Raw genomic sequence first — 22,511 nt, 5'->3', positions numbered from 1 at the left:
GTCGGGCCCGACCACGATCGAAGCAGTGACTCGTCAAGGGAGACCCGACATGACCGACAGCCCGGACTTCCCCGTCCCCCCGTGCTTCGACGCCTCTGGTGGGGCAGCCGACCGCCTGACCGACATGTTCGTGAGGATGGGCCAGGCGCGGCGCATCGCCACCGGACAGGTGCCGGCCGAGCGAGCGGTGTTCCGCAAGGTGCACGGCGTCGCCCACGGACGGTTCGAGCCCCTCGAGTCCGTGCCTGCCGCGTGGCGCGTCGGCTTCCTCGCCGCCGACGGGCTCGACGCCTGGGTGCGCTTCTCGAGCGACGCCGGCCCGACGACTCCCGACCTCGGCACGACCATCGGCATCGGCGTGAAGCTCTTTGGCGTCAAGGGTCGCAACGCCCTCGGCGAGAAGGGTGACACTGCCGACCTCATCCTCCAGAACCACGACGTCTTCTTCGTCGACGATGCGCAGCAGATGGTCGACTTCACCTACGCCGGCGTCGTCCAGCAGGACTACCCGGGCTATCTCGCCGCCCACCCGGTGACCCAGCAGATCCTCGACGACATGAGCACCCCCGAGAGCAGCGTGCTGACCGCTCGCTACTGGGCGCTCCTGCCCTTCCGTCTGGGCGACGAGGTGGTGAAGTACCGCCTCGACCCGGAGTCCGCGGGCGTCAACATCCCGGACGACGACCCCGACTACCTCCGCACCGACCTCGCCCGGCGCCTGCGCGAGCGCGAGCACTCCTTGGTGCTCTCCGTGCAGGTGCGCACCGACCCCGAGTCGATGCCGCTCGACCGGGCCACCGTCGCGTGGCCGGAGGACGCCAGCCCCTACGTGCCCGTCGCCCGCCTCGTGCTTCCCCGGCAGGACGTCGAGACACGCGGCCAGTGCGACTACGGGCAGGGCCTGTCGTTCAACATCTGGCGGGTGCCGAAGAAGAACGCGCCCGTCGCCGAGTCGTCGATCGCCGCCGTGCGCAAGCAGGTGTATGCCGCCGGCGCCGCCCTGCGTCACACCGCGAACGGCCAGCCCCTCGAGGACCCGACGGTGCCCCGGCCGGCGCAGGACCCCGCCCCGCAGGTCGACGACTGCATCGTCCAGGCCGTCATCCACCCCGCCATCGGGGTCGCCCGGGTCGGCAACAGTCCCGACGAGTTCGTCATCGGCCCCGAGGTGGTCGACCCCGACCCGCTGCCGCCCGGCTCCTACCGCGATGCCGAGGGGCGCCTCAAGCGCCAGGCCGCCCGGTTCCGGGTCTACGGCGTCAACGCCCTCGGCACCATCGTCCGTGAGCTCACCCCGGAGGCGGACGACGTCGAGCTGACCTGGCACGTGGAGCTCGCCAACACGAAGTCCTCCTGGTACGGCTTCCAGCTCGCCCTCGACATCCCCGAGGCCAGCTCGGCCCCCGCGACGACGTTGCGCAACCCGACCGTCGGCGACCGGTCCAGCCTCGAGATCCGCCCCGGGCAGCGCTCGGTCTCGGGACTCGACCAGTCGCCGCAGCCCTTCGACGGCGAGTTCATGGGCCAACCCGTGCATCTCGGTGACATCCGCACCGACGAGGCCGGGCGCCTCGTCGTGCTCGGTGGCCGCGGCGAGTCGGCCTCGTGCGACGGCAGCCGCGCCATCACGTTCGCCAACAACGAGGGGTGGCACGACGACGTCTCCGACGGGCCGGTGACCGCGACGGTGACGCTCGGCGGCCTGCCCCTCGAGGTGATCCCCTCGTGGGTCGTCGTCGCGCCACCGAACTACGCCCCGCAACGCAAGTCCGTGCGCACGATGTGGGACCTCATGCGCGACGTGGCGATCCAGGCCGGCACTCTGCCCCGTCCCGTCCGGCCGTCGTTCCGCGACGACATCCTGCCCCTCTTCGAACGGCTCGCCGGCCTGCAGTGGGTCAACGCCGGCTTCGCTGCCGGCTTCGGCGTCGACGGCGCGGTCGACCTGACCTCGGCTACCGCCCTGGCGCGGCTCGCGAGCCCGCTGCCGGCCCATCGTGAGGTCCGGCGCACCGTCGCCCGGTCGTTCCGCGACTTCGACGTCGACGGCATGTCGCCGAAGCCGTGGCCCTGGCTCTACGGCGACGCGATGAACATCCCACCCGTGCCGTCACCGCGCCAGAACGCCGCGCTCTCGGCGACGCAGCTGTGGATGCTCGACCAGTGGGCCGAGGGCTGCTTCGACGCCGACTTCGACCTGGCCTCAGACCTCGACGCCGACCTCGGCGCCGAGGGCAGCCCCGTCCTGCCGCGGCGCGGCCCGCGGGTCATCGACGAGCTGCCGGTGCAGGAGCAGGGCGACATGCTCACCCGGGCCGCTCTGGAGTTCTGTCTGGCCGACGCCTTCCACCCCGGATGCGAGATGACGTGGCCGGTGCGTGCCGCGACGATGTACCTCGCACCGTTCCGGTTCGCCCACGCCAACCCGGAGTGGGAGCCGCCGTCGCTCGGGGCCGTGCTGACCTCCGACTCGGTGACGATCCCCAACGGGCCGCTCTGGGCCCAGGAGCCCGGCTCCATCACCCGGTGGATGGCGGTGCCGTGGCAGACCGACACGGCGAGCTGCCGGTCCGGCTACTCCGCTGCCTACGACCCCTACGTGCCCACCTTCTGGCCGGCCCGCGTGCCCAACCAGGTGCTCACCCGTGAGAACTACGACGTCGTGGTCGACGAGTCCCGCACGCCGCAGGAGCGGGCCGCGGCCTTCGCCAACCGCGCGGCCTGGATCGAGCCACTCGGCGCCGACAGCTACACGAGCCAGATCAACAACATGGTGCGGTCGTTCGACCACCTCGGCGTCGTCGAGGTGCTGCCGGGGCCGGCCGACGGGGCCTTCCCGGCCCAGCTCGAGGTGGAGGACGAGCACCGGCTCATCGTCACCGAGGCCGGTGACGACGCGGCAGCCATCGAGGCGCGCACCGGCACCACACCGGCCTCGCCCGCTGCACCGGCTCTCAGCTCGGTCGGGGCGAGCCACCGGGTGGGGCGTTCGGCTGCGGACGTCGACGTGTCGGGCATCGAGAAGGTGCGCCGCTTCCCCGGCGGCCTGCGCAGCTGAGGTGGCAGGGGTGGACGGGCTCGAGGTGGACGTCGCCGTCGTCGGTGGCGGCCCCGCCGGAGCGGCCCTGGCGGCCACGCTGGCCCCGGGCCATCGGGTCGTGCTCGTCGACCGACCGTCGCACCGACGTGGCCGCGAGGGCCTCGGCGAGACCCTCCCGGGAGCAGCGGCGCGGCTGCTGCGCGAGCTGGGGGTCTGGGACGCGTTCGTGGCCCAGGGGCACCCGGCCTGCCACGCCCGACTCAGCCGGTGGGGCGGCCCGCAGCTGCTGGCCCAGGACGCCCTGCGCGACCTCGACGGCGCCGGCTGGAGCCTTGACCGCGCGGCGTTCGACGGCCTGCTCCTTTCGGCGGCGACGCGCCGCGGAGCCGGGCTGCTGACCGGTCGGGCACGCGTCGACGGGCACGAGGACAACGGCTGGAGCATCGTGATCGACGGGGGACCCCGACCGGCCGTCACTCGCGTACAGGCGCGGGTGCTCGTCGACGCCAGCGGTCGCGGGTCGCGGCTGCTGCGCTCCGTCGCCCATCGGGAGGTCTCCGCGCTGCAGGGTGCGGACCGCCTCGTCTGCCTCTGGACGCACCTGCCGGTGCGGCACCCGGCCCAGGGCACGTCCTACGTCGAGAGCGCTGCCAACGGATGGTGGTTCACGGCGCCCGCGCCGGGTGGACGACGAGTGGTCTCCTTCCACACCGACCCCGACCTCGTCGACGTCACCGCCCTGATGCACACACTCACCGATCGAGCCGCGGCCACGCCCGGGCTCGCGGAGCAGCTCCGCGACAGCAGCCTCGACGTGGCGTCCTCGGCCCGGGTCTGCGCTGCCGGGTCGAGTCGGTTGGACAGGGTGGCCGGCCCCGACTGGCTTGCGGTCGGTGACGCCGCGATGGCCTTCGACCCGCTTTCGTCACAGGGGCTCTTCCACGCCCTCTACACCGGTCTCACGTCGGCACCGGCCGTGTCCGGGGCGCTCGCCGGTGATCGACGAGCGCTGGCGCAGCTGCACGGCTCGGTCGAGCCCGTGTGGTCGGCCTACCGCGTCGCGGCCCGGCACGCCTACGCCAGCGAACGGCGCTGGCCGGACAGCCCCTTCTGGCTGGCTCGGCAGCGACGGCTCTCGCTGGCTTCCTGACCGGCCCTCACCCGAGGTGAGGGCGAGACCCACCCTTCTCGGACGACGTCCTCAGATGTCGCGGAAGACCTCGATCGTCGCGCCGAGGGCGTTGAGCCGCTCGGCGAGGTCCTCGTAGCCGCGGTTGATGACGTAGACGTTGCGCAGCACCGAGGTGCCCGGTGCGGCGAGCATCGCCAGCAGCACGACGACACCGGGTCGCAGTGCGGGCGGGCACACGACCTCGGCGGCGCGCCACCGGGTCGGCCCCTCGACGATGACGCGGTGGGGGTCGAGCAGCTGCACCTTGGCGCCGACCTTCGTCAGCTCGGTGAGGTAGATGGCGCGGTTCTCGTAGACCCAGTCGTGGATCATCGTGCTGCCCTCGGCGACCGCCCCGATGAGGGCGAAGAAGGGCAGGTTGTCGATGTTGAGCCCGGGGAAGGGCATCGGGTGGATCTTGTCGGCGGGTGCGTGCAGCGGGCCGGGGATCGTCGTCACGTCGACGAGGCGGGTGCGGCCGTTGGCCGAGACGTACTCCTCGCTGAGGTTGTACTTCATCCCCATGCCGTCGAGGGTCGCGAGCTCGATCTCGATGAACTCGATCGGCACGCGGCGGATCGTGATCTCGGAGTCGGTGACGACCGCGGCGGCGAGCAGGCTCATCGCCTCGATCGGGTCCTCGCTGGGGAAGTACTCGACGTCGACGTCGATGTCGGCGAGGCCGTGCACCGTCAGGGTCGTCGTGCCGATGCCCTCGATGGCGACGCCGAGCTTCTCGAGGAAGAAGCAGAGGTCCTGCACCATGTAGTTGGGGCTGGCGTTGCGGATCACCGTGGTGCCCGCGTGGCGGGCGGCCGCCATGAGGACGTTCTCGGTCACCGTGTCGCCGCGCTCGGTGAGGACGATCGCCCGCTCCGGGTTGACCGAGCGGTCGGACTGGGCCTCGTAGAAGCCGTGCGTCGCGGTCACCTCGAGGCCGAAGGCGCGCAGCGCCGCCAGGTGCGGCTCGACGGTGCGGGTGCCGAGATCGCAGCCACCGGCATACGGCAGCTGGAAGCTCTCGTGCGAGTGCAGCAGCGGGCCGAGGAACATGATGACCGTGCGGGTGCGCCGCGCCGCGTCGACGTCGATGTGCTCGAGGTCAAGGGTCTCGGGCGGGATGATCTCGAGGTCGCTCGTGCCCGGCAGCCAGCGGGTGCGCACCCCGATCGAGGCGAGCACCTCGAGGATGCGGTTGACCTCCTCGATGCGCGCGAGCGAGCGCAGCGTGGTGCGGCCGCGGTTGAGCAGCGACGCGCAGAGCAGGGCGACGGCGGCGTTCTTGGACGTCTTGACGTCGATCGAGCCGCTGAGCTTCTGACCGCCGACGATGCGCAGGTGCTGCGGGCCGGAGTGGCCGAGGGAGACGAACTCGGAGTCGAGGGCGTCGCCGATCTTGGCGAGCATGTCGAGGCTGAGGTTCTGCTTGCCCTGCTCGATGCGCGTCACGGCGCCCTGGGAGCTGCCGAGCAGCTCGGCGAGCTCGCTCTGGGTCATCCCCTTGTGGCGTCGTGCGTCGCGGATGAGTCCGCCGATCCGGGTCAGATAGGTCTGGGTCACGCCGTCGAGGATAACTCATATATGAGTTATCGCAAGTCGGCGCGGTGCCCAACCACCCAGACCGGGGTATGCCGCCCTCCCGTCCCCGGGCGCCGAACGTGGCGCCCGGGGCGGGCCCGCGGAGGGGGAGCGAGGGCCGAGGGCAGGGCGGTCAGCGACGCACGCTGGCGACGCCAGCCGGGAGGAAGCGCGCGCCCGTGACGCGCTCGGCCACCCCGGTGCGGTCGAGCAGCGGGGTGATGCCGCCGTTCCAGAACTGGAAGCCCGCGCCGGTGATCATCGCGAGGTCGATGTCCATCGGCGCCTGCGCCACGCCCTCGTCGAGCATCCGGCGCGCCTCGTCGGCGAGCACGGTGAGCACCCGCTCGCGCACCTGCGCGAGGTCGAGCACGACGGGCTCGGCCGGCTTCTCGATCAGCTCGGCGACCTCCGGGTCGAGCACCGGACGGCCGGAGCTCAGGTCGTAGAAGCCGCGCTTGCCCGCCGCGACGATGCGCTGGAGCGTCGGCGACGCGTAGAAGCGGTCAGGGAACGCCGCGACGAGCGTCTCACCGTTGTGCAGCGCGATGGCCGGCCCGACGAGCCCGATGAGCACGAAGGGCGGCATCGGCGCGAGCCCGGCGAAGGCGCGGTCGACGACCTCGATCGGGGTGCCCTCGTCGAGGATCCTCGCCGCCTCGCCCATGAAGCGGCCGAGCAGGCGGTTGACGATGAACGACGGCCGGTCGGCCGCGCGGATGCACGTCTTCTTCAGGGCCTTGCCGACGGCGAAGGCCGTCGCGAGGGTGGCGTCGTCGGTGCGCTCGCCCGGGATGATCTCGAGCAGCGGCATGACGGCGACCGGGTTGAAGAAGTGGAAGCCGACGACCCGCTCCGGGTGCTCGAGCGCCCCGGCCATCTCGGCGATCGACAGGCTCGAGGTGTTGGTGGCGAGCACGCACTCGGTTGAGACGACGGCCTCGACCTGGGCGAAGACCTGCTGCTTGACCGACATCTCCTCGAAGACGGCCTCGATGACGAAGTCGGCGTCGGCGAAGCCGTCCTTGCTCGTCGACCCGGTGACGAGGGCCTTGTAGCGGTTCAGCTTGTCGGGGCCCAGCCGGCCCTTGCCGGCGAGCTTGTCGAGCTCGGCGTGCACGTAGCCGATGCCCTTGGCGACGCGCTCGTCGTCGACGTCGGTGAGCACCACGGGCACCTGCAGGCGCTGGATGAAGAGCAGTGCGAGCTGGCTGGCCATGAGACCGGCGCCGACGATGCCCACCTTCGTGACGGGGCGGGCGAGAGCCTTGTCGGGTGCCCCGGCAGGACGCTTGGCGCGCTTCTGCACGAGGTCGAACGCATAGAGGCCGGCGCGCAGCTCGTCGCTCATCAGCAGGTCGGCGAGCACCTCGCCCTCCGCGGCGAAGCCCTCCTCGCGCGTCGCGGTGCGGGCGGCCGCGAGCAGGTCGAGAGCGGCATACGGGCTCTTGGCCTGTCGTCCGGTCTTGACGTCGGCGATGCCCTTGCCCTTGGCGATCGCGGCGGCCCACGCGGCCTCGTCGCGGTCGACCTCGGGGCGCTGCACGGTGACGTCGCCGCGGATGACCTTGGCAGCCCAGGCGATCGACTCCTCGAGGAAGTCGGCCGGCTCGAAGAGGGCGTCCGCCATGCCGAGGCGGTAGGCGTCGACTCCCTTGAGCATGCGGTTCTGGCTGAGCGGGTTGTCGATGACGACGGTGATCGCCTTGTCGACGCCGACGAGGTTGGGCAGCATCCAGCAGCCGCCCCAGCCGGGGACGAGACCGAGGAAGACTTCGGGCAGCGCGACGGCCGGCACCCCGGCGCTCATCGTGCGGTAGGTCGCGGAGAGCGCGAGCTCGACGCCACCCCCCATGGCCGCGCCGTTGACGAACGCAAAGGTCGGCACCGGCAGGTCGGAGAAGGCGGCGTATGCCGCGTGGCCGGCGCGCGCGATCTCAAGCGCCTGGTCGCGTGACCCGATGAACGGCACGCCCGTGAGGTCGGCGCCGACGGCGAAGACGAACGGCTTGCCCGTCACGGCGACAGCCACGATCTCGCCGGACTCGGCGCGGGCGCGCAGGCTCGTGATCGTGTCGTGGAGCCCCGAGATCGACTGCGGCCCAAAGGTGTTGGGCTTGGTGTGGTCGAAGCCGTTGTCAAGGGTGATGAGGGCGAGCGTGCCCAGACCTCCGGGGAGGTCGATGTCGTGCACGGGGGTGAGAGTCACCACCTCGCTCGCGAATGCGGTTGCCGTCGTGGGCTTCTCGGTCGTCGTAGCGCTCACTGTTCGGACTCCTCGGATGTCGCGGCGGGAACGGCGGTGGGGGAGTAGTCGGCGTGATGCGGGTTCTCCCAGATGACGGCGCCGCCCATGCCGATGCCGATGCACATCGCGGTGAGGCCGTAGCGCACCTCGGGGTGCTCCTCGAACTGGCGGGCGAGCTGGGTCATGAGGCGCACGCCCGAGCTGGCGAGCGGGTGACCCGTCGCAATGGCACCGCCGTACTCGTTGACCCGGGGGTCGTCGTCGGCGAGGCCGAAGTGGTCGAGGAAGGCGAGCACCTGCACGGCGAAGGCCTCGTTGAGCTCGAAGAGGCCGATGTCCTCGATGGTGAGGCCGGCCTTGGCAAGGGCCTTCTCGGTGGCGGGCACCGGGCCGACGCCCATCACCTCAGGCTCGACGCCGACGAAGGAGAAGGAGACGAGGCGCATCCGCACGGGCAGGCCGAGGTCGGCCGCCGCCTGCTCGGAGGCGAGGAGGCACGCGGTGGCGCCGTCGTTGAGACCGGCGGAGTTGCCCGCGGTCACGTTGCCGTGGGCCCGGAAGGGGGTCTTGAGCGCGGCCAGGTCCTCGGTGGTCGTGCCCGGGCGCGGCGGCTCGTCGGCGGTGGCCAGGCCCCAGCCCAGCTCGGCGTGCCGGGTGGCCACGGTGACGAGGTCGCGCTGGATCTGGCCGTTCGCGTAGGCCTTGGCGAGCTTGTCCTGGCTGGAGACCGCGAAGGCGTCGGCGCGGTCCTTGGTCAGCTGCGGGAAGCGGTCGTGGAGGTTCTCGGCCGTCTTGCCCATGACGAGCGCGTCGGGGTCGACGATGCGCTCGCTGAGGATGCGGGGGTTCGGGTCGACGCCCTCGCCCATCGGGTGGCGGCCCATGTGCTCGACACCGCCGGCGATGGCGATGTCGTAGGCGCCGAAGGCGATCGAGCTCGCCGTGCTCGTCACGGCTGTCATGGCGCCGGCGCACATGCGGTCGATCGAGTAGCCCGGCGTCGTGTGCGGCAGGCCCGACAGCAGCGCGGCCGTGCGGCCGAGCGTCAGGCCCTGGTCGCCGATCTGCGTCGTGGCCGCGATCGCGACCTCCTCGACCCGGTCTTTCGGCAGGCTCGGGTTGCGGTGGAGCAGCTCGCGGATGCACCGGATGACGAGGTCGTCGGCGCGGGTCTGGGCATACATGCCCTTCTCGCCCGCCTTGCCGAACGGCGTGCGGACGCCGTCGACGAAGACGACCTCATTGAGTGCGCGGGGCACGATGCCTCCTGGATCGCTGGGGAGCCCGGGTCGGCGTCGCCGCCGACGGGCGTGGCCCTGATGACCACCGTCCCGATCCTACTTCCCGGTAACTTCCACGCCAACGACCCCGCGGGTGACCATCCTCACCCGATCGACAGAGCGATCCCCACCCCGACCGAAAGAGCAATCCGCGCGCCCGAGCGCTCACCGCGCACGACCGCTGTCCCGCGCGGACTGCTCTTTCGATCGCGCGGACTGCTCTCTCGATCGCTCAGGGGCGGGGGTGCTCGGCGCAGGCGAGAGAGATGAGCGGGGCGGTGATCGTCGTCTGCCACTGCCGGGCGCCGAGCTCACGCAGCGTGCCCGCGACCTCCTCGGTGGTCGGCGCGGGCGGACCCTCCCAGAGGTAGCGGCGCAGCAGGTCGGGCGTCAGGAGGTTCTCGACCGGCACGGCGACCTCGGCGGACACGGCGGTGAGCAGCTCACGCGCCCGGGCCAGCCGGGCCGCGGCGACGGGGTCGCGGTCGGCCCAGGCCTTGGGGGGCGGCGGGCCGGTCGGCGGGAGCGAGACGACGGGCAGGTCGTCCTCGGGGAGCGCGAGCGCCGCCGCGACCACCTCGACGATCGCCTCCTGGTGGCGGCGCACCGACCGGGAGAGCCGGGGCTCGCTCACCGTGATGCGCTGCGGTGGCGTCGTCGCTCGCTGGTGCGCGATCGCGATCTCGCTGATCGCGGCGTCGGGCAGCACGCGACCCGGGGAGATGTCGAGCTGACGGGCGAGGCCGTCACGCCACTCCCACAGGGCCCGCACGATGCCGATGCCGCGCCGGCCGCGCACCTTGTGCATGCCCGACGTGCGCCGCCACGGGTCGGTGCGCGGCTCGGGGCCGGCGAACGACAGCAGGTGCGCGAACTCCTCGGCCGCCCAGCCGGACTTGCCCTGCGACTCGAGGTCGGAGGCCACCGCGTCGCGGAGGTCACCGAGCACCTCGACGTCGAGGGCGGCATACAGCAGCCACGGCTCGGGGAGCGGGCGCACCGACCAGTCGACGGCCGAGTGCTCCTTGGCGAGCGACAGCCCGAGGTAGTGCTCGACCATGGCGCCGAGCCCGACGCGCGGCAGGCCGACGAGACGGCCGCCGAGCTCGGTGTCGAAGAGCGACTGCGGACGCAGGCCGACCTCGGTGAGGCAGGGGAGGTCCTGGGTGGCCGCGTGCAGGATCCACTGCGCATCGCCGAGGGCCTCGCCGATCGGAGTGAGGTCGGGCACCGCCACCGGGTCGATGAGCCACGTGCCCGAGCCCTCGCGGCGCAGCTGCACGAGGTAGGCGCGCTGGCCGTAGCGGTAGCCCGAGGCGCGCTCGGCATCGATCGCGACCGGGCCGCTGCCACCGGCGATGTCGTCGGCGGCCCGCGAGAGCGCCCGCTCGTCGACCACGACGTCGGGCACCCCGTCGCGGGGCACGGTGAGGGGCGTCAGGGTGACCGCGTCCTCCCGGTCGCCCGTGGGGTCGGGCTCCGACGGCTCCTGCAGAGCCGTCACCGCCGCTGCCCCGGCAGGGGGACGACGCCGTCGGGCAGCGGAGGGATGCCCGCGATCGTGCAGAGCATGTCGGCCCAGGCGCGCAGGTGGTCGACGATCTCGCCGGTCACGGGGGTCCACGACGCGCGGATCTCCATCTCGACGCTTGCCTCGCGGTCGGCCAGACCGGCGAAGCTCTCGCTCACGACGCGCGTCACGGTGCCCGCCTCGGCGGTCCAGGTCAGGTCGCGCGTCGAGACCGACTCCGTAAGCCACGACCAGCCGACGGCGCCGAGCATGGGGTCGCCCGCGAGCTCCGGCTCGAGCTCGGCGCGCGCGAACGTGACGATGCGCCACTGGCCATCCCACGTCTCCGGGCCGCTCGGGTCGTGCAGCACGACGAAGCGCCCGGTCGCGAGATCGGCCTCCGGGTCGCTCACGTCGATGACGTCGGCCGTGAGGGCAGCGGCATACGGGGCGATGCGGGTGGGCGCGGGGACCTCGGTCAAGCGCACCTCGGAGCGCACCCGGACGTCGCGGAGGGCTGAGAGCGTCCTCGCGAAGACCGCGCCGTGGTTGCCCGGCAACGTTCTCGTGTGCACTACCCGAGGGTATGCCGCGTGGGCGCCTTCTGTCCCGAGGGCGCGCCGGGCGCGTGGCCGGTCACGTGGCAGGGCGAGCGACGCCACCGTGGCAGGATTGACCGGTGCCGACCCCCGTCCCGACCACCGCCCCCACCGCCAGCGCCACCCGCTCGAGCGACCTCGTGCGCGCCGCGCGTCGTGAGCCGGTGGACCGCACGCCGGTCTGGTTCATGCGACAGGCTGGGCGCTCGCTGCCGGAGTACCGCGCCATCCGCGAGGGCATCCCCATGCTCGAGTCGTGCATGCGGCCCGACCTCGTCACCGAGATCACCCTGCAGCCGGTGCGACGCCACGGGGTCGATGCGGCCATCTTCTTCAGCGACATCGTCGTGCCGCTCAAGGCGATCGGCGTCGACCTCGACATCGTGCCCGGCGTCGGGCCCGTCGTGGCGCACCCGATCCGCGAGTGGAGCGACCTCGACCAGCTCGTGCCGCTGACGCCCGAGCACGTGCCCTTCATCACCGAGGCCGTGCGGCTGCTCGTCGCCGAGCTCGGTGCGACCCCGCTCATCGGCTTCGCCGGCGCTCCCTTCACGCTCGCGTCCTACCTCGTCGAGGGCGGCCCGTCGAAGAACCATGTGCGCACCAAGGCGCTCATGCACGGTGACCCCGAGCTGTGGGACGCCCTCTGCGCCCGGCTCGCCCAGATCTCCGGCGCGTTCCTGCGCGTGCAGGCCGAGGCCGGTGCCAGCGCCGTGCAGCTCTTCGACTCCTGGGCCGGCGCCCTGTCCAAGGCCGACTACACCGCCCGCGCGATGCCGCACTCCGCCGCCGCGCTCGCCGCGGTCGCCGACCTCGACGTTCCGCGCATCCACTTCGGCGTCGGCACCGGTGAGCTGCTGCAGCTCATGGGCGAGGCCGGGGCCGAGGTCGTCGGCGTCGACTACCGCACGTCGATGACCGACGCGATCGACCGCCTCGGGCCGTCGTACGCCGTGCAGGGCAACCTCGACCCCGCGCTGCTCTTCGCGCCTTGGGAGGCTCTCGAGCGGCGCGTCCGCGAGATCGTCGAGGAGGGCCGCCGGGCCCCCGGGCACATCTTCAACCTCGGGCACGGCGTGCTGCCGGAGGTCGACCCCGACGTGCTGACCCGCGTCACCGCACTCGTCCACGAGTGCTCGAGCCGCCCATGACGCTGGCCACCGCCCCCTCCGTCGCACGCTCCAGCCTCACCATGTTCGGTGGGTCGGTCGCCTCGCGGGTGCTCGGAGTGGTGCGCAACGGCCTCATCACGGCGATCATCGGCGCGTCCTTCGCCGGCGACGCGTTCTCGCTCGCCAACACCCTCCCCAACGTGCTCTACGTCCTGGCTGCGGGTGGCATCCTCAACGCCGTCCTCATCCCGTCGCTCGCCCGGGCGATGAAGCTCGAGGACGGCGGCCAGGAGTTCACCGACCGCGTCATCACCGTGGCCCTGACCGGGATGGCCGTCATCACCGTCGCCGTGATGGCCGGCGCGAGCGGCTTCGTCTGGCTGCTGGCCCGCAACTCCTCACCGGAGTTCAAGGACCTGGCGCTGGCGTTCTCGCTCATCTGCCTGCCGCAGATCTTCTTCTACGGACTGTTCGCCCTGCTCGGCCAGATCCTCAACGCGCGGGGCCGCTTCGGTGCCTTCGCGTGGGCTCCGTTCCTGGCCAACGTCGTCGCCGTGACGGGCCTGCTCCTCTTCCTCGTGCTCTTCCCGGCCCAGCCACGCGAGGGCCTGGGCGGCCGTCCCGTGCCGGCCGGACCGCGCACCCCGGAGGAGTGGACCGGGCCGATGATCTGGCTCTTCGCCGGCTCGGCGACGCTGTCTGTCATCGTCCAGGCGCTCTCGCTCGTGCCTGCCCTGCGCCGCACCGGCTTCCGCTACCGCCCGCGCTGGGGACTGCGCGGCGTCGGTCTCGGGGGAGTCAGCCGCCTGGCGATGTGGGCCTTCTACGGCCTCGCGATCTCGCAGCTCGGCTTCTTCATCAGCCAGGGCGCCCTCAACAACGCGACGGCGTCGGGCGAGGCGCTCGGGATCGCCGACATCGTGCGTGGCCCGGCTGCATACGCCGTCGCCTTCACCCTCTTCATGCTGCCGCACGCGTTCGTCACCGTCTCGATCATCACGGCGCTCTTCCCGCGCTTCTCCGCTGCCGCGGCCGCCGGTGACGACGAGGCGCTCAAACGCGACTTCCGCACCGGCCTGACGATGCCGCTCGTCGCCAACGTGCCGATCATGGTCTTCGTCATCGTCCTCGCCGGGCCGATCGTCGCGCTGCTCAACCCGGGCCTCGACCCCCGGTCGGTCGAGGTCTCGGCGTCGGTCCTCGTCATCATGATCCTGGGCCTCGTCCCCTTCGGCATCGACCTGCTCTGCTACCGGATGTTCTTCGCCCTCGAGGACGGCCGCCCGACCATCGCGATGCAGGTGATGCTGACGGGCATCAGCCTCCTCGCGGGGGTGGTCACGCTCTTCATCAACCCCGTGTGGGCGATCGGGGTCATGGCCTTCGGGCAGACGGTCGGCAACGTCGTCAGCTCGGGCACCGGCCTGGCGCTGCTGAGGCGGCGCATCGGCAGCCTCGGCCTCTCGGGCGTCGTCGTCACGGCATCGCGCATCGGCATCGCGTCGGCCGTCGCCGGCCTCGTCGCTTGGGGGGCCACCACCGTGCTCGACCCCATCCTCGGCGCCACGATCGAGGGCTCGTCGTCGATCCTCCGACGGATGTTCGCTGCGAGCTTCGAGATCGGCCTCGTCGGTCTCGTCTTCTTCGTCATCTACCTCGGGCTCGCGCACGCGCTCCACGTGCGCGAGATCCGTGACCTGTCGGCGATGGTGCGCCAGCGCGTCGTCCGCTAGCGCCCCACGACCGCGAAGGCGGCCCAGTGCCGCGGGTGCGCGTAGCCGACGGGGACGCGCGCCGACTCGGCGGCCCGGCCCACGGGAGTGACCCGCCGCTCCGACACCGCGTCGGGGTCGACGTCGGTCCGGGTGGCCACCGCCTCGCGCAGCAGCCCGTATGCCGTCCGCGCCGCCTCGCGGTCGAGCCCGCTGAGCCACTGCTGGGCATCGTGCAGCGCGGTGGCGGCGTCGGCGCCCGCGAGGAGCCGCTCGTAGAAGCGGCCCATGAGCAGGGCCGACGAGACGTCGTCGACGGCCCAGAGGGTGACGACCACCGCCCGCGCGCCGGCGGCGAGCACCGCGCGAGCGAGGCCGAGCAGCTCGTCCCCGCCCGCCGGTCCGCCCTCGCCGGAGTGGCAGGCGCTGAGGACGACGAGCCGCGCGCTCAGGGTGAGACCCGCGATCTCGGCGGCCTGCAGGCTGGCCCCGTCGGCGAGCAGCACGCACGAGGCCTGGGGGTTGTCAGGGTCGACGAGGCCATGGGTCGCCAGGTGCACGACGGGAGCCGAGACGAGCGAGGCGCGCACCGCCTCCTCGGTCGCCTCGGGTCCGAGCAGCAGGCGTGCCCCGGGCAGCGTCGCTGCGACGTGGGCGGCCTCGACCCGCGCCCCCGGGAGCGGGGGAGCCGGTGCACTGAGCCCGGTCACGGGGTCGGTCAGGCTCATGCCGTCGGGGTCGCCGACCACGAGGGCGCCCTCCCACGAGGGCAGGAGCCGCATCGCGGAGGCTGCGTCGGCTGGGTCGACGGGGTCCACAGGGCCGGCGGGGTCGGTGGATTGGCCAGCGTCGGCGGGGTCGGCGACGTGCGCGACGTCAGGCGGCGGCGTCAGGGCGACGAGACTCGCGCTCGGCAGGTAGCGCACGACGTGGCGGGCACCCAACGGCACACCGTCGAGCGGGAGCGCGTCGAACGGCATACCGGTGGTGGGGCCCGAAGCGACGACGACGACCTCGCGAGCGGGACGCAACGCGTCGGCCACGGGCACGAGCAGCACCTCGGCCAGCGCCTGCGCGTCGGCATCGAACGCGCGCCCGTCGGCGCAGGCCGTGCGGAAGCGGCTCGATGCGCCGGCGAGGGACCAGACGTCGCGCGCGTGGTGCGTGGCGACGACACCCGCCGGGCCGATGACCCAGACGAGCACCTCGCCCGCGGCGACGAGCAGCTGGAGCAGCACGGCGTCGTGGGGCAGCGCCGCGGCCACCTCGTCGACGGTCACGGCCGTGGCGGCGGGGTTCACGGTGCGCCAGTGGTCGGGGTCGAGCGCAGCGAGGCGCTCCTCGGCAGACCGCACGGCCTGCTGCGCCTCGTCGCGCTCGGCCCGCAGCCGCGTCACGATGTCGGCACTCGTCGCGGCTGCGATCGCGAAGAGGAGGCGGCGGCTGGCGATCTCGAGGGTGGCGTGCGCCCCTCGCCAGTCGGCCGCGGCGGCGTCGACGTCCGGCCCTCCGCTGCCCGGACCTGCTCCTCGGCGACGGGTGGCGGCGCCGGAGACGAGGTCGACGAGGGCACGGGCCTGGCCGCGCATGGCGATCTCGGCAGCCTCCTCCGGTCGACCGTCGTCGAGGGCGACCCGGGCCGCGGCGCGCACGAGGTCGGCCACCACCACCTGGCCGCTGACCGTGGTGCGCAGCTCGTCGTTGGAGATCGTGCTGCGCCTCAGGTCGGCTGCGGCGAGCCCGGCGAGCAGCTCCACGGACGCGGCCTGCCGGTCAACCTGACCCTCGAGGAGGAGCCCCACCATGAGGTGGGCCTCGACCTCGTCGGCGACGCCGGTCCACCACGGTGCGTCGCCGGCCGAGGCTCGCAGCTCCGCGAGCAGGGGGGCGGCACTCTGGGGGTCGCGCAGCCGCACGAGGGCCGCGAGGCCCTGCACGAGGGCGCGGCGCCGCTGCAGCGCGAGCATCGAGGCGACGACGTCGGCCGGCAGGCTGGCGAGCGCCGCGTCGACGCCCTCACCGGGGCTGACGCCGAGGTCGCCCGACGCGTTGGCCGCGAGCTGCATCCGGACGCCCTCCGCCATGACGGCTGCCGCCAGCGCGTGCTCGTGCCGCGCCGCGAGCACGGGGACGAGGGCCGCGGGGTGGCGGGTCGTGGCCAGCGCGAGTGCCTCGTCGAGGAGCTGCGCGGACCCGCGATCGTCGCCCTCGTCGGCGCGGCGGCCACCCTCGTAGGCGACTGCCAGCGCATCGGTGCCGGGAGCGGGCAGCTGGGCGCCGAAGGCCGCCAGGACGGCCGGGGTGGAGTGGAAGCGCTCTGCCACCGCCCGCATCTGCGCGCCGTCGGAGTCGACGACGGCGATCTGGTAGAGCTGGAGCAGCAGCAGCCCGTGCTCGGTGCTGCGCGCCAGGGCCGTGGCCTCTGACGCCGTTGGCTCCGACGCCGCTCCCTCCGATGTCGTGGCCTCTGGCTCGGTGGCCGAGGGCGAGTCGGAGAGCGCCGCGATGGACTCCTCGACGAGCAGACGGGCGCGGCGCGTCGCACCCACCGAGACCAGCACCTGGGCACGGTCGATCGTGCAGCGGGTCAGGTGCTCCGTGAGCCCGGCAGGACGGGCCAGGGCCTCCGAGAGGTCGAGCGCCGCGAGGGCGGGCTCGGCGGCCACCGCGGAGAGCCGCCACAGACGGCTCACCCGTGAGCAGAGCTGTGACAGCCCGAGCCCGGTCGCGGTGCCCACCCGGTCGCGCACGAGGGCGGCGGTGTCGGCGGCTGCCGCGACGTCGGCGGGCAGCCGCCCTGCTGCGAGGCGCGCGAGGCCGACGTGGGTCGTGGCCACGGCGATGCCGTCGAGGTCATCGGTGCTCCGGTAGCCGGCCAGCGCGGCCTCGGCCTGCGCGACCGCTCGCGGCGCATCGCCCGATGCGAGGCTCTGCCAGGCCCGGCGCAGGTCGAGGTGCGCGGCCCAGGTCGGTCCCGGCAGCAGCTCGGCCGCGTGGCCCCATGACGTCGACGCGGCGTCGAGGTCGAGCCCCACAGCGCCCTCGCTGTCCTCGAGCCCGCCGATCGAGCCGTCGGGGCCGAGCACGGGCTGCAGCGAGCAGTTCCACACCACCGGGCTGCTGAGGGGCGCGGCGGCCCAGTCCCCGCGCAGCAGGTGGACGAAGCCGCGCACCTCGTCGTCCACGGTCTCCGCCTCGACGGCCGCGGCGGTGGCCAGGGCCTGCTCGCGCCGACCTCCCCGACGGTCGATGTCGGCCAGCCACAGTCGGGCCACCTGCTCCGCCCGCGGGCCGAGGCCCGCGGCCGAGCTGACGAGCGACGTGCCGGCGAGGTCGACCTGCGTGAGCACGGCAGGACTGTGGGTAGCGCTCCACGGGTTGTTGGGAGGCAGCATCGCCTGCCACTGCAGCAGGGTCGGCACGGCGAGGGCTGCGAGCTCGCACACCGTGTGCACCGCGGGTGAGGCGCCCGAGATCGCTTGCAGGGTCGGCTCGAGATCGTCGTCGACCGAACCCTCGGAGCCCGCGGAGCCCGCCGAGCCCGCGAGCTGGATCATCTGCCGGGCGCCCCCGTCGGGCAGGCCGACGACGGCGAGCAGCCGCGACAACCGGGCGAAGGCCGCGGCGACCGCCACCTCGTCAGCGTCGCCGCCACCCGTGGCCGCGACGGCGAGGGCCCGGGAGGCGGGCAGCCGGTCGCCGCACGACAGCTGGCGCAGCGGCGCCTCGAGGGCGGGCGCGATGCGGACGGCGGCCCGCACGAGCTCGTCGACCACGACGTCGATCGGATGGCCTGGCATGCCCCCTCGCTCGCTCGGTTGCCTCTCCGCCCGAGGATAGGGCCGGCCGAGCGAGCAGCGGAGGCCTATGGCGAGGTCGGGGGGGCCGACCGGCGACGCCGCACCACCCGCAGGGCGATGAAGGCGATGAGGCCGAGCAGCAGGAGCCAGGGCAGCAGCACGGCGAGGCCCGTGAGCACGAGGGTCAGCGAGTCGAGCAGTCCCTCCCACGCGGCGTTGAGGCCGCTCACCACGCCACTGCCCTCGTCGACGGTCGCGGCTGCCGGGGTCCACATCGTCGCCGTGACCTCCGACATCGTCGTGCGCTGCTCGAGGTCGGCGAGCTGCTGGGTGAGGGCGTCGAGGTCGGCCTGGCGGCGGGTCAGCTCGCTCTCGAGGACCAGCAGCTGCTGGAGGTCGGTGGCCTTGGCCATCAGGGCACGCACCCGCGTGATGCTGTCGCGAGCCGGGTCGATGCGGGCCTGCGTGTCGACGTAGGCGGCGGTCACGTCCTGGGCCTGCGCCGAGCGGTAGGAGACGGTGCCGAGCGCCGACAGCTGGGTGAGGACGCTGTCGAGCTTGTCGGCAGGCACGCTGAGGGTGAGCCGGGCCTGGTGCAGACCGACCGAGGGCCAGCTGACCTCGGGTCCGTAGCGTGCGACGCCGCCGTCCGTCTGCGGTATGCCGTCCGGCTCGCTCCCCGAGGTCGCCCCGCCCAGGGGGTCGGCCGCGGTCACGACGCTCTCGCTGAGCACGGTGCCGCCGGCTCCGGAGGCGATCATGCGGGCGCGACCGGCGGCGCCCGCGAGGTCGCTCACCTCCAGGCCCACCCAGGCCGTGCGGGCGATCTTCGGCGTCGTGGCGGCGGCGGCTGCGTCGGAGGTGACAGTGCCGGATCCGGCCTTGGACCCGGCGCTGGACCCGGTGGTGGAGCCGGCCGGGGCGTCGGGGGCGGGTGCAACCGAGTCGCTGGCCTCGGGGCCCACGGCAGGACTGGCGTCGCGCTGGACCAGGCCTGGTGCGCCGCCCGCCGAGGAGCCCTCGGAGCTCGAGGAGGCGCCACCACCGGCGAGGCGGGACAGGCCGATCGGCACGGCGAGGGCGAGCACCGCCACGACGGCCAGCACGATGGCGACCGTCCGGCCGCCCCGACTGCCCAGGCCGCCCAGGGATGGCCGTCGACCGCGCCAGGTCGGGCGCCCGGGCGGAAGCCCGCTCGGAGTGCCGCCGACCGCTCTCTGTGACGGCGATGCCGCCACGGGATCGGCCTGTGCGGTGGTCCTGCTGCCGGGGCTCGTCGTGGTCGTCATCGGGCATCCCTCTCACGGGTGCGCGGTGGGCTCTGCTGTCACACCGCTCTGACCAACAGACACCCGGCGGCCCGCGAACGTTGCACTCCGGTGCACCTCCGGTGGTCAGCCGGGGAGCTGCTCGTCCGGCCCCGCCGACTGGCGCTGGTACTCGTGCTGGCGCTGCTCCGCGGCGGGGGCCTGCCGCGCCGGGCTCACCGCGTCGGAGCGGGACCCGTGGCGCACCCGGCGCACGACGAGCCAGGCCACCAGCCCGACGACCGCCGCGATGACGATCCAGTTGAGCCACCCGGAGTACTCGTCGACGAGGTCGTAGCGCGAGCCGAGCAGCCAGCCGAGCCCGATGAGCACGCCGTTCCACAGCGCGCTGCCGGCGATCGTGAAGACGCTGAAGCGCACGAGCGGCATGTGCTCGGCCCCTGCCGGCAGCGACACGAGGCTGCGCACCCCGGGCACGAGGCGGCCACCGAAGACCGAGCGCCGCCCGTGCCGACGGAACCAGGCCGACGAGCGCTCGAAGTCGTGCCGGTCGACGAGCGGCAGCCTCGCCAGCTGGGTGACCGCCCGGTCGTGTCCGAGCCGGCGCCCGAGGCCGTAGAGCGCGAGCGCGCCGAGGTAGGAGCCGATCGTGCTCGTGACGAGAAGCAGCCACAGCTGCATCTGCCCCTGACGGGCGATGAAGCCGGAGAGCGGGAGCACCACCTCGCTGGGCAGCGGCGGCACGACCGTCTCGACGAAGGTGAGCACGCCCACGCCCCACTCGCCCAGCGCGGCGATGACGCGCGTCGCCACACCCACGAGGCCCGAGAGCTCGGCCTGGGCGGGTGCGGCGGCGGTCAGCAGGACCATCGTGCTGGCAGTCATGGCCCTGTCATTCCCGATTCGCCCTCGCTCCTCACACCCGACGATCGAAAGAGCAATCCGCGTGATCGAAAGAGCAATCCGCGCGGGACAGCGGACGGGCGCGGCGAGCGCGCTGCCGCGCGGATTGCTCTTTCGATCAGAGGGGAGGGGGCTGCTCCTCGGGTCTCAGGAGCCGAATGACACAGTGGTGACATGCGCAGGAGGGTCGCCGTCATCGGTGGAGGCATCGCCGGCCTGGCGGCCGCGTGGGAGCTCGCGGGGCACGGCGACGACGTCGCCGTGACGGTCTACGAGGGCAGTGACCGCGTCGGTGGCAAGCTGCGCCTCGAGCAGGTCGGGGGCGCCATCGTCGACGTCGGCGCCGAGTCCGTGCTCGCCCGTCGGCCTGAGGCACTCACGCTCTTCGAGGAGATCGGGGTCGACCGGCGCACCACCCACCCTGCCGCGGTCGGGGCCACGATCGTCTCCGGCGGGCGCCGCTGGCCGATGCCATCGGGCACCGTCATGGGCGTGCCCTCCGACCCCGAGTCGGTGCGCGGCCTGCTGACCGACGACGAGGTGCACCGCCTTGCTGCCGAGCCGCTGACCGCGCTCGAGGCGGACGACGTGTCCGTCGGTGACTTCGTCGACGCGCGACTCGGACCTGCGGTCACCGACAAGCTCGTGGAGCCGCTGCTCGCCGGCGTCTATGCCGGTCACGCCCGAAAGATCTCTCTCGACATGGCCGTGCCCGCGCTGAGCCGCGCCGCCCACGAGGGGCGCTCGCTCCTCGACGTGGCACGCGAGGCGCAGCTGGCGGCCCTGTCGGCGCCCGCCGCCGTGCTGCCCGTCTTTGCCAGCCTCGTCGGCGGGCTCGGCACCCTGCCACCAGCACTCGAGGCCGCCTTGCGCGGGGCCGGCGTCGAGGTGCGCACCGGGGCCGTCGTGCGCGAAGTGCGGCCCGACGGCGGCGGCTGGGTCGTGTCGACCGGCCCGACGACCGACGTCGTGCGGGAGCGACACGACGCCGTGGTCATCGCCACCCCGGCGCCCCCGACCGCGCGCCTGCTCTCCGAGATCGCGCCCACGGCGGCCCGACACCTCGGGTCGATCGACTACGCGTCGATGGCCATCGTCACCTTCGCCGTCAACGGGCGCCCCGAGGCGCTCTCGGGCACGAGCGGCTTCCTCGTGCCACCCGTCGAGGGGCTGACGATCAAAGCGGCCACCTTCAGCACGACGAAGTGGCCCTGGCTCGCCGAGGCCCACCCGGAGCGCACCTGGCTGCGTGCCTCGATCGGTCGCCACGGCGAGGAGGCCTCCCTCCAGCACGCGGACGCGGCGCTCGTCGAGACCGCGCTCGCCGACCTGCGCACGGTCGTCGGTGAGCTGCCCGACCCGGTCGACGCGCACGTGCAGCGCTGGGGCGGGGGACTGCCGCAGTATGCCGTGGGGCACCGCCGCGTCGTGGAGGTCGCCCGGCGCGACCTGCCGCCGACGCTCACCCTCGCCGGGGCGGCATACGACGGCGTGGGGATCCCCGCCTGCATCGCGTCCGGACGTGCGGCGGCCAGGGCCCTGCTGACCCGCTGAGGGGCCGGCCGCGAGCGGTTGGGATGATGGGGGCATGAGCGAGCGACTGACCCCGGCCCAGATGCGTGAGATCAACGAGACCATCCGCTACTCGATGTGGTCGGTCTTCGCGTCGGCGAGCCCGCTGGGTGACGACCGCGACAAGGCGCTCGCCGAGCTCGAGGCCTTCCTCGGCGAGACCGCCGAGCAGGGGGTCGTCGTGCGGGGCCTCTACGACGTGGCCGGCCTGCGGGGAGACGCCGACGTCATGGTGTGGTGGCACGCGGCCACCATCGAGCAGCTCCAGGCGGCCTACCACGGCTTCCTGCGCACGGAGGTGGGCCAGCACCTCGAGCCGGTCTGGAGCAACGCCGCGCTGCACCGACCCGCGGAGTTCAACAAGAGCCACATCCCCGCCTTCATGGCCGACGAGCAGGCGCGCCGCTACGTCTGCGTCTACCCCTTCGTGCGCTCCTACGAGTGGTACCTCCTCGACGAGAAGGAGCGGCGCGACCTGCTGCGCGAGCACGGGCAGATGGCGCGCGACTACCCCGACGTGCGCGCCAACACGATCGCGTCGTTCGCGCTCGGCGACTACGAGTGGCTGCTTGCCTTCGAGGCCGACGAGCTGCACCGCATCGTCGACCTCATGCGCGAGCTGCGCGCCTCGGGCGCGCGCCGCCACGTGCGCGAGGAGATCCCGTTCTTCACGGGCCCGCTCGTCGAGCCCGCGCAGCTCGTCGCCAACCTGCGCTGA

Annotated in this window: 14 protein-coding genes; 6 read left to right on the top strand and 8 right to left on the bottom strand. The window is 73.2% G+C overall.

The window, feature by feature from the left end:
• Positions 1-49: 49 nt before the first annotated feature.
• Entirely contained in the window at positions 50-3,058 is a 3,009-nt protein-coding gene (locus LG278_RS11780) for a LodA/GoxA family CTQ-dependent oxidase (protein WP_404387133.1), read from the top strand.
• Between the two features lie 10 nt (positions 3,059-3,068).
• Entirely contained in the window at positions 3,069-4,190 is a 1,122-nt protein-coding gene (locus LG278_RS11775) for a tryptophan 7-halogenase (RefSeq protein WP_404387132.1), read from the top strand.
• 51 nt (positions 4,191-4,241) lie between these two features.
• On the opposite strand, the gene LG278_RS11770 is transcribed toward LG278_RS11775, so the two are convergent.
• From LG278_RS11770 to LG278_RS11750, 5 genes are all read right to left on the bottom strand, one after another.
• Positions 4,242-5,771, bottom strand: a complete 1,530-nt coding sequence (locus LG278_RS11770) for a helix-turn-helix domain-containing protein (RefSeq protein ID WP_404387131.1) — start codon at positions 5,769-5,771, stop codon at positions 4,242-4,244.
• A gap of 151 nt (positions 5,772-5,922) precedes the next feature.
• Positions 5,923-8,055, bottom strand: coding sequence for a 3-hydroxyacyl-CoA dehydrogenase NAD-binding domain-containing protein (locus tag LG278_RS11765; protein WP_404387130.1), 2,133 nt, complete (start codon positions 8,053-8,055; stop codon positions 5,923-5,925).
• Positions 8,052-9,296, bottom strand: a complete 1,245-nt coding sequence (locus LG278_RS11760; RefSeq protein ID WP_404387129.1) for a thiolase family protein — start codon at positions 9,294-9,296, stop codon at positions 8,052-8,054. The genes LG278_RS11765 and LG278_RS11760 overlap by 4 nt, the downstream gene beginning before the upstream one ends.
• A 253-nt stretch (positions 9,297-9,549) precedes the next feature.
• Complete coding sequence (locus LG278_RS11755) at positions 9,550-10,821, bottom strand: HRDC domain-containing protein (RefSeq protein ID WP_404387128.1); 1,272 nt, start codon at positions 10,819-10,821, stop codon at positions 9,550-9,552.
• The gene (locus tag LG278_RS11750) at positions 10,818-11,402 is read right to left on the bottom strand and encodes a DUF3000 domain-containing protein (RefSeq protein ID WP_404387127.1); all 585 of its coding nucleotides are present in this window, start codon (positions 11,400-11,402) and stop codon (positions 10,818-10,820) included. The genes LG278_RS11755 and LG278_RS11750 overlap by 4 nt, the downstream gene beginning before the upstream one ends.
• Before the next feature lie 104 nt (positions 11,403-11,506).
• Here LG278_RS11750 and hemE point away from each other — a divergent pair, with 104 nt between their 5' ends.
• Together hemE and murJ are read left to right on the top strand one after the other, a co-directional pair.
• On the top strand, positions 11,507-12,577 hold the full coding sequence (gene hemE, locus LG278_RS11745) for a uroporphyrinogen decarboxylase (protein ID WP_404387126.1): 1,071 nt from the start codon (positions 11,507-11,509) through the stop codon (positions 12,575-12,577).
• Complete coding sequence (gene murJ, locus LG278_RS11740) at positions 12,574-14,271, top strand: murein biosynthesis integral membrane protein MurJ (RefSeq protein WP_404387125.1); 1,698 nt, start codon at positions 12,574-12,576, stop codon at positions 14,269-14,271. The genes hemE and murJ overlap by 4 nt, the downstream gene beginning before the upstream one ends.
• Here the strand turns inward: murJ and LG278_RS11735 are convergent.
• From LG278_RS11735 to LG278_RS11725, 3 genes are all read right to left on the bottom strand, one after another.
• The gene (locus tag LG278_RS11735; protein WP_404387124.1) at positions 14,268-18,050 is read right to left on the bottom strand and encodes a CHAT domain-containing protein; all 3,783 of its coding nucleotides are present in this window, start codon (positions 18,048-18,050) and stop codon (positions 14,268-14,270) included. The two genes, murJ and LG278_RS11735, sit on opposite strands and share 4 nt — an antisense overlap.
• A 65-nt stretch (positions 18,051-18,115) precedes the next feature.
• Entirely contained in the window at positions 18,116-19,156 is a 1,041-nt protein-coding gene (locus tag LG278_RS11730) for a DUF4349 domain-containing protein (RefSeq protein ID WP_404387123.1), read from the bottom strand.
• Between the two features lie 288 nt (positions 19,157-19,444).
• Entirely contained in the window at positions 19,445-20,203 is a 759-nt protein-coding gene (locus LG278_RS11725; protein ID WP_404387122.1) for a DedA family protein, read from the bottom strand.
• Positions 20,204-20,395: 192 nt separating this feature from the next.
• On the opposite strand from LG278_RS11725, the gene hemG reads away from it, so the two are divergent.
• Both hemG and hemQ read left to right on the top strand, forming a co-directional pair.
• On the top strand, positions 20,396-21,775 hold the full coding sequence (gene hemG / locus LG278_RS11720; protein WP_404387121.1) for a protoporphyrinogen oxidase: 1,380 nt from the start codon (positions 20,396-20,398) through the stop codon (positions 21,773-21,775).
• Positions 21,776-21,809: 34 nt separating this feature from the next.
• Positions 21,810-22,511, top strand: a complete 702-nt coding sequence (gene hemQ / locus LG278_RS11715; protein WP_404387120.1) for a hydrogen peroxide-dependent heme synthase — start codon at positions 21,810-21,812, stop codon at positions 22,509-22,511.

Source organism: Humibacillus xanthopallidus, assembly GCF_044793955.1.
GTDB classification, from domain to species: domain Bacteria; phylum Actinomycetota; class Actinomycetes; order Actinomycetales; family Dermatophilaceae; genus Humibacillus; species Humibacillus xanthopallidus_C.
Note: the sequence above shows the minus strand (reverse complement) of the source record. Positions and strands in the feature narration are given on the sequence as shown.

Excerpts from the sequence above, each read along its gene's own strand:
- LG278_RS11780 (WP_404387133.1), top strand. The coding sequence starts at position 50 with ATGACCGACAGCCCGGACTTCCCCGTCCCCCCGTGCTTCGACGCCTCT.
- murJ (WP_404387125.1), top strand. The coding sequence starts at position 12,574 with ATGACGCTGGCCACCGCCCCCTCCGTCGCACGCTCCAGCCTCACCATG.
- LG278_RS11735 (WP_404387124.1), bottom strand. The coding sequence starts at position 18,050 with ATGCCAGGCCATCCGATCGACGTCGTGGTCGACGAGCTCGTGCGGGCC.
- LG278_RS11725 (WP_404387122.1), bottom strand. The coding sequence starts at position 20,203 with ATGACTGCCAGCACGATGGTCCTGCTGACCGCCGCCGCACCCGCCCAG.
- hemG (WP_404387121.1), top strand. The coding sequence starts at position 20,396 with ATGCGCAGGAGGGTCGCCGTCATCGGTGGAGGCATCGCCGGCCTGGCG.
- hemQ (WP_404387120.1), top strand. The coding sequence starts at position 21,810 with ATGAGCGAGCGACTGACCCCGGCCCAGATGCGTGAGATCAACGAGACC.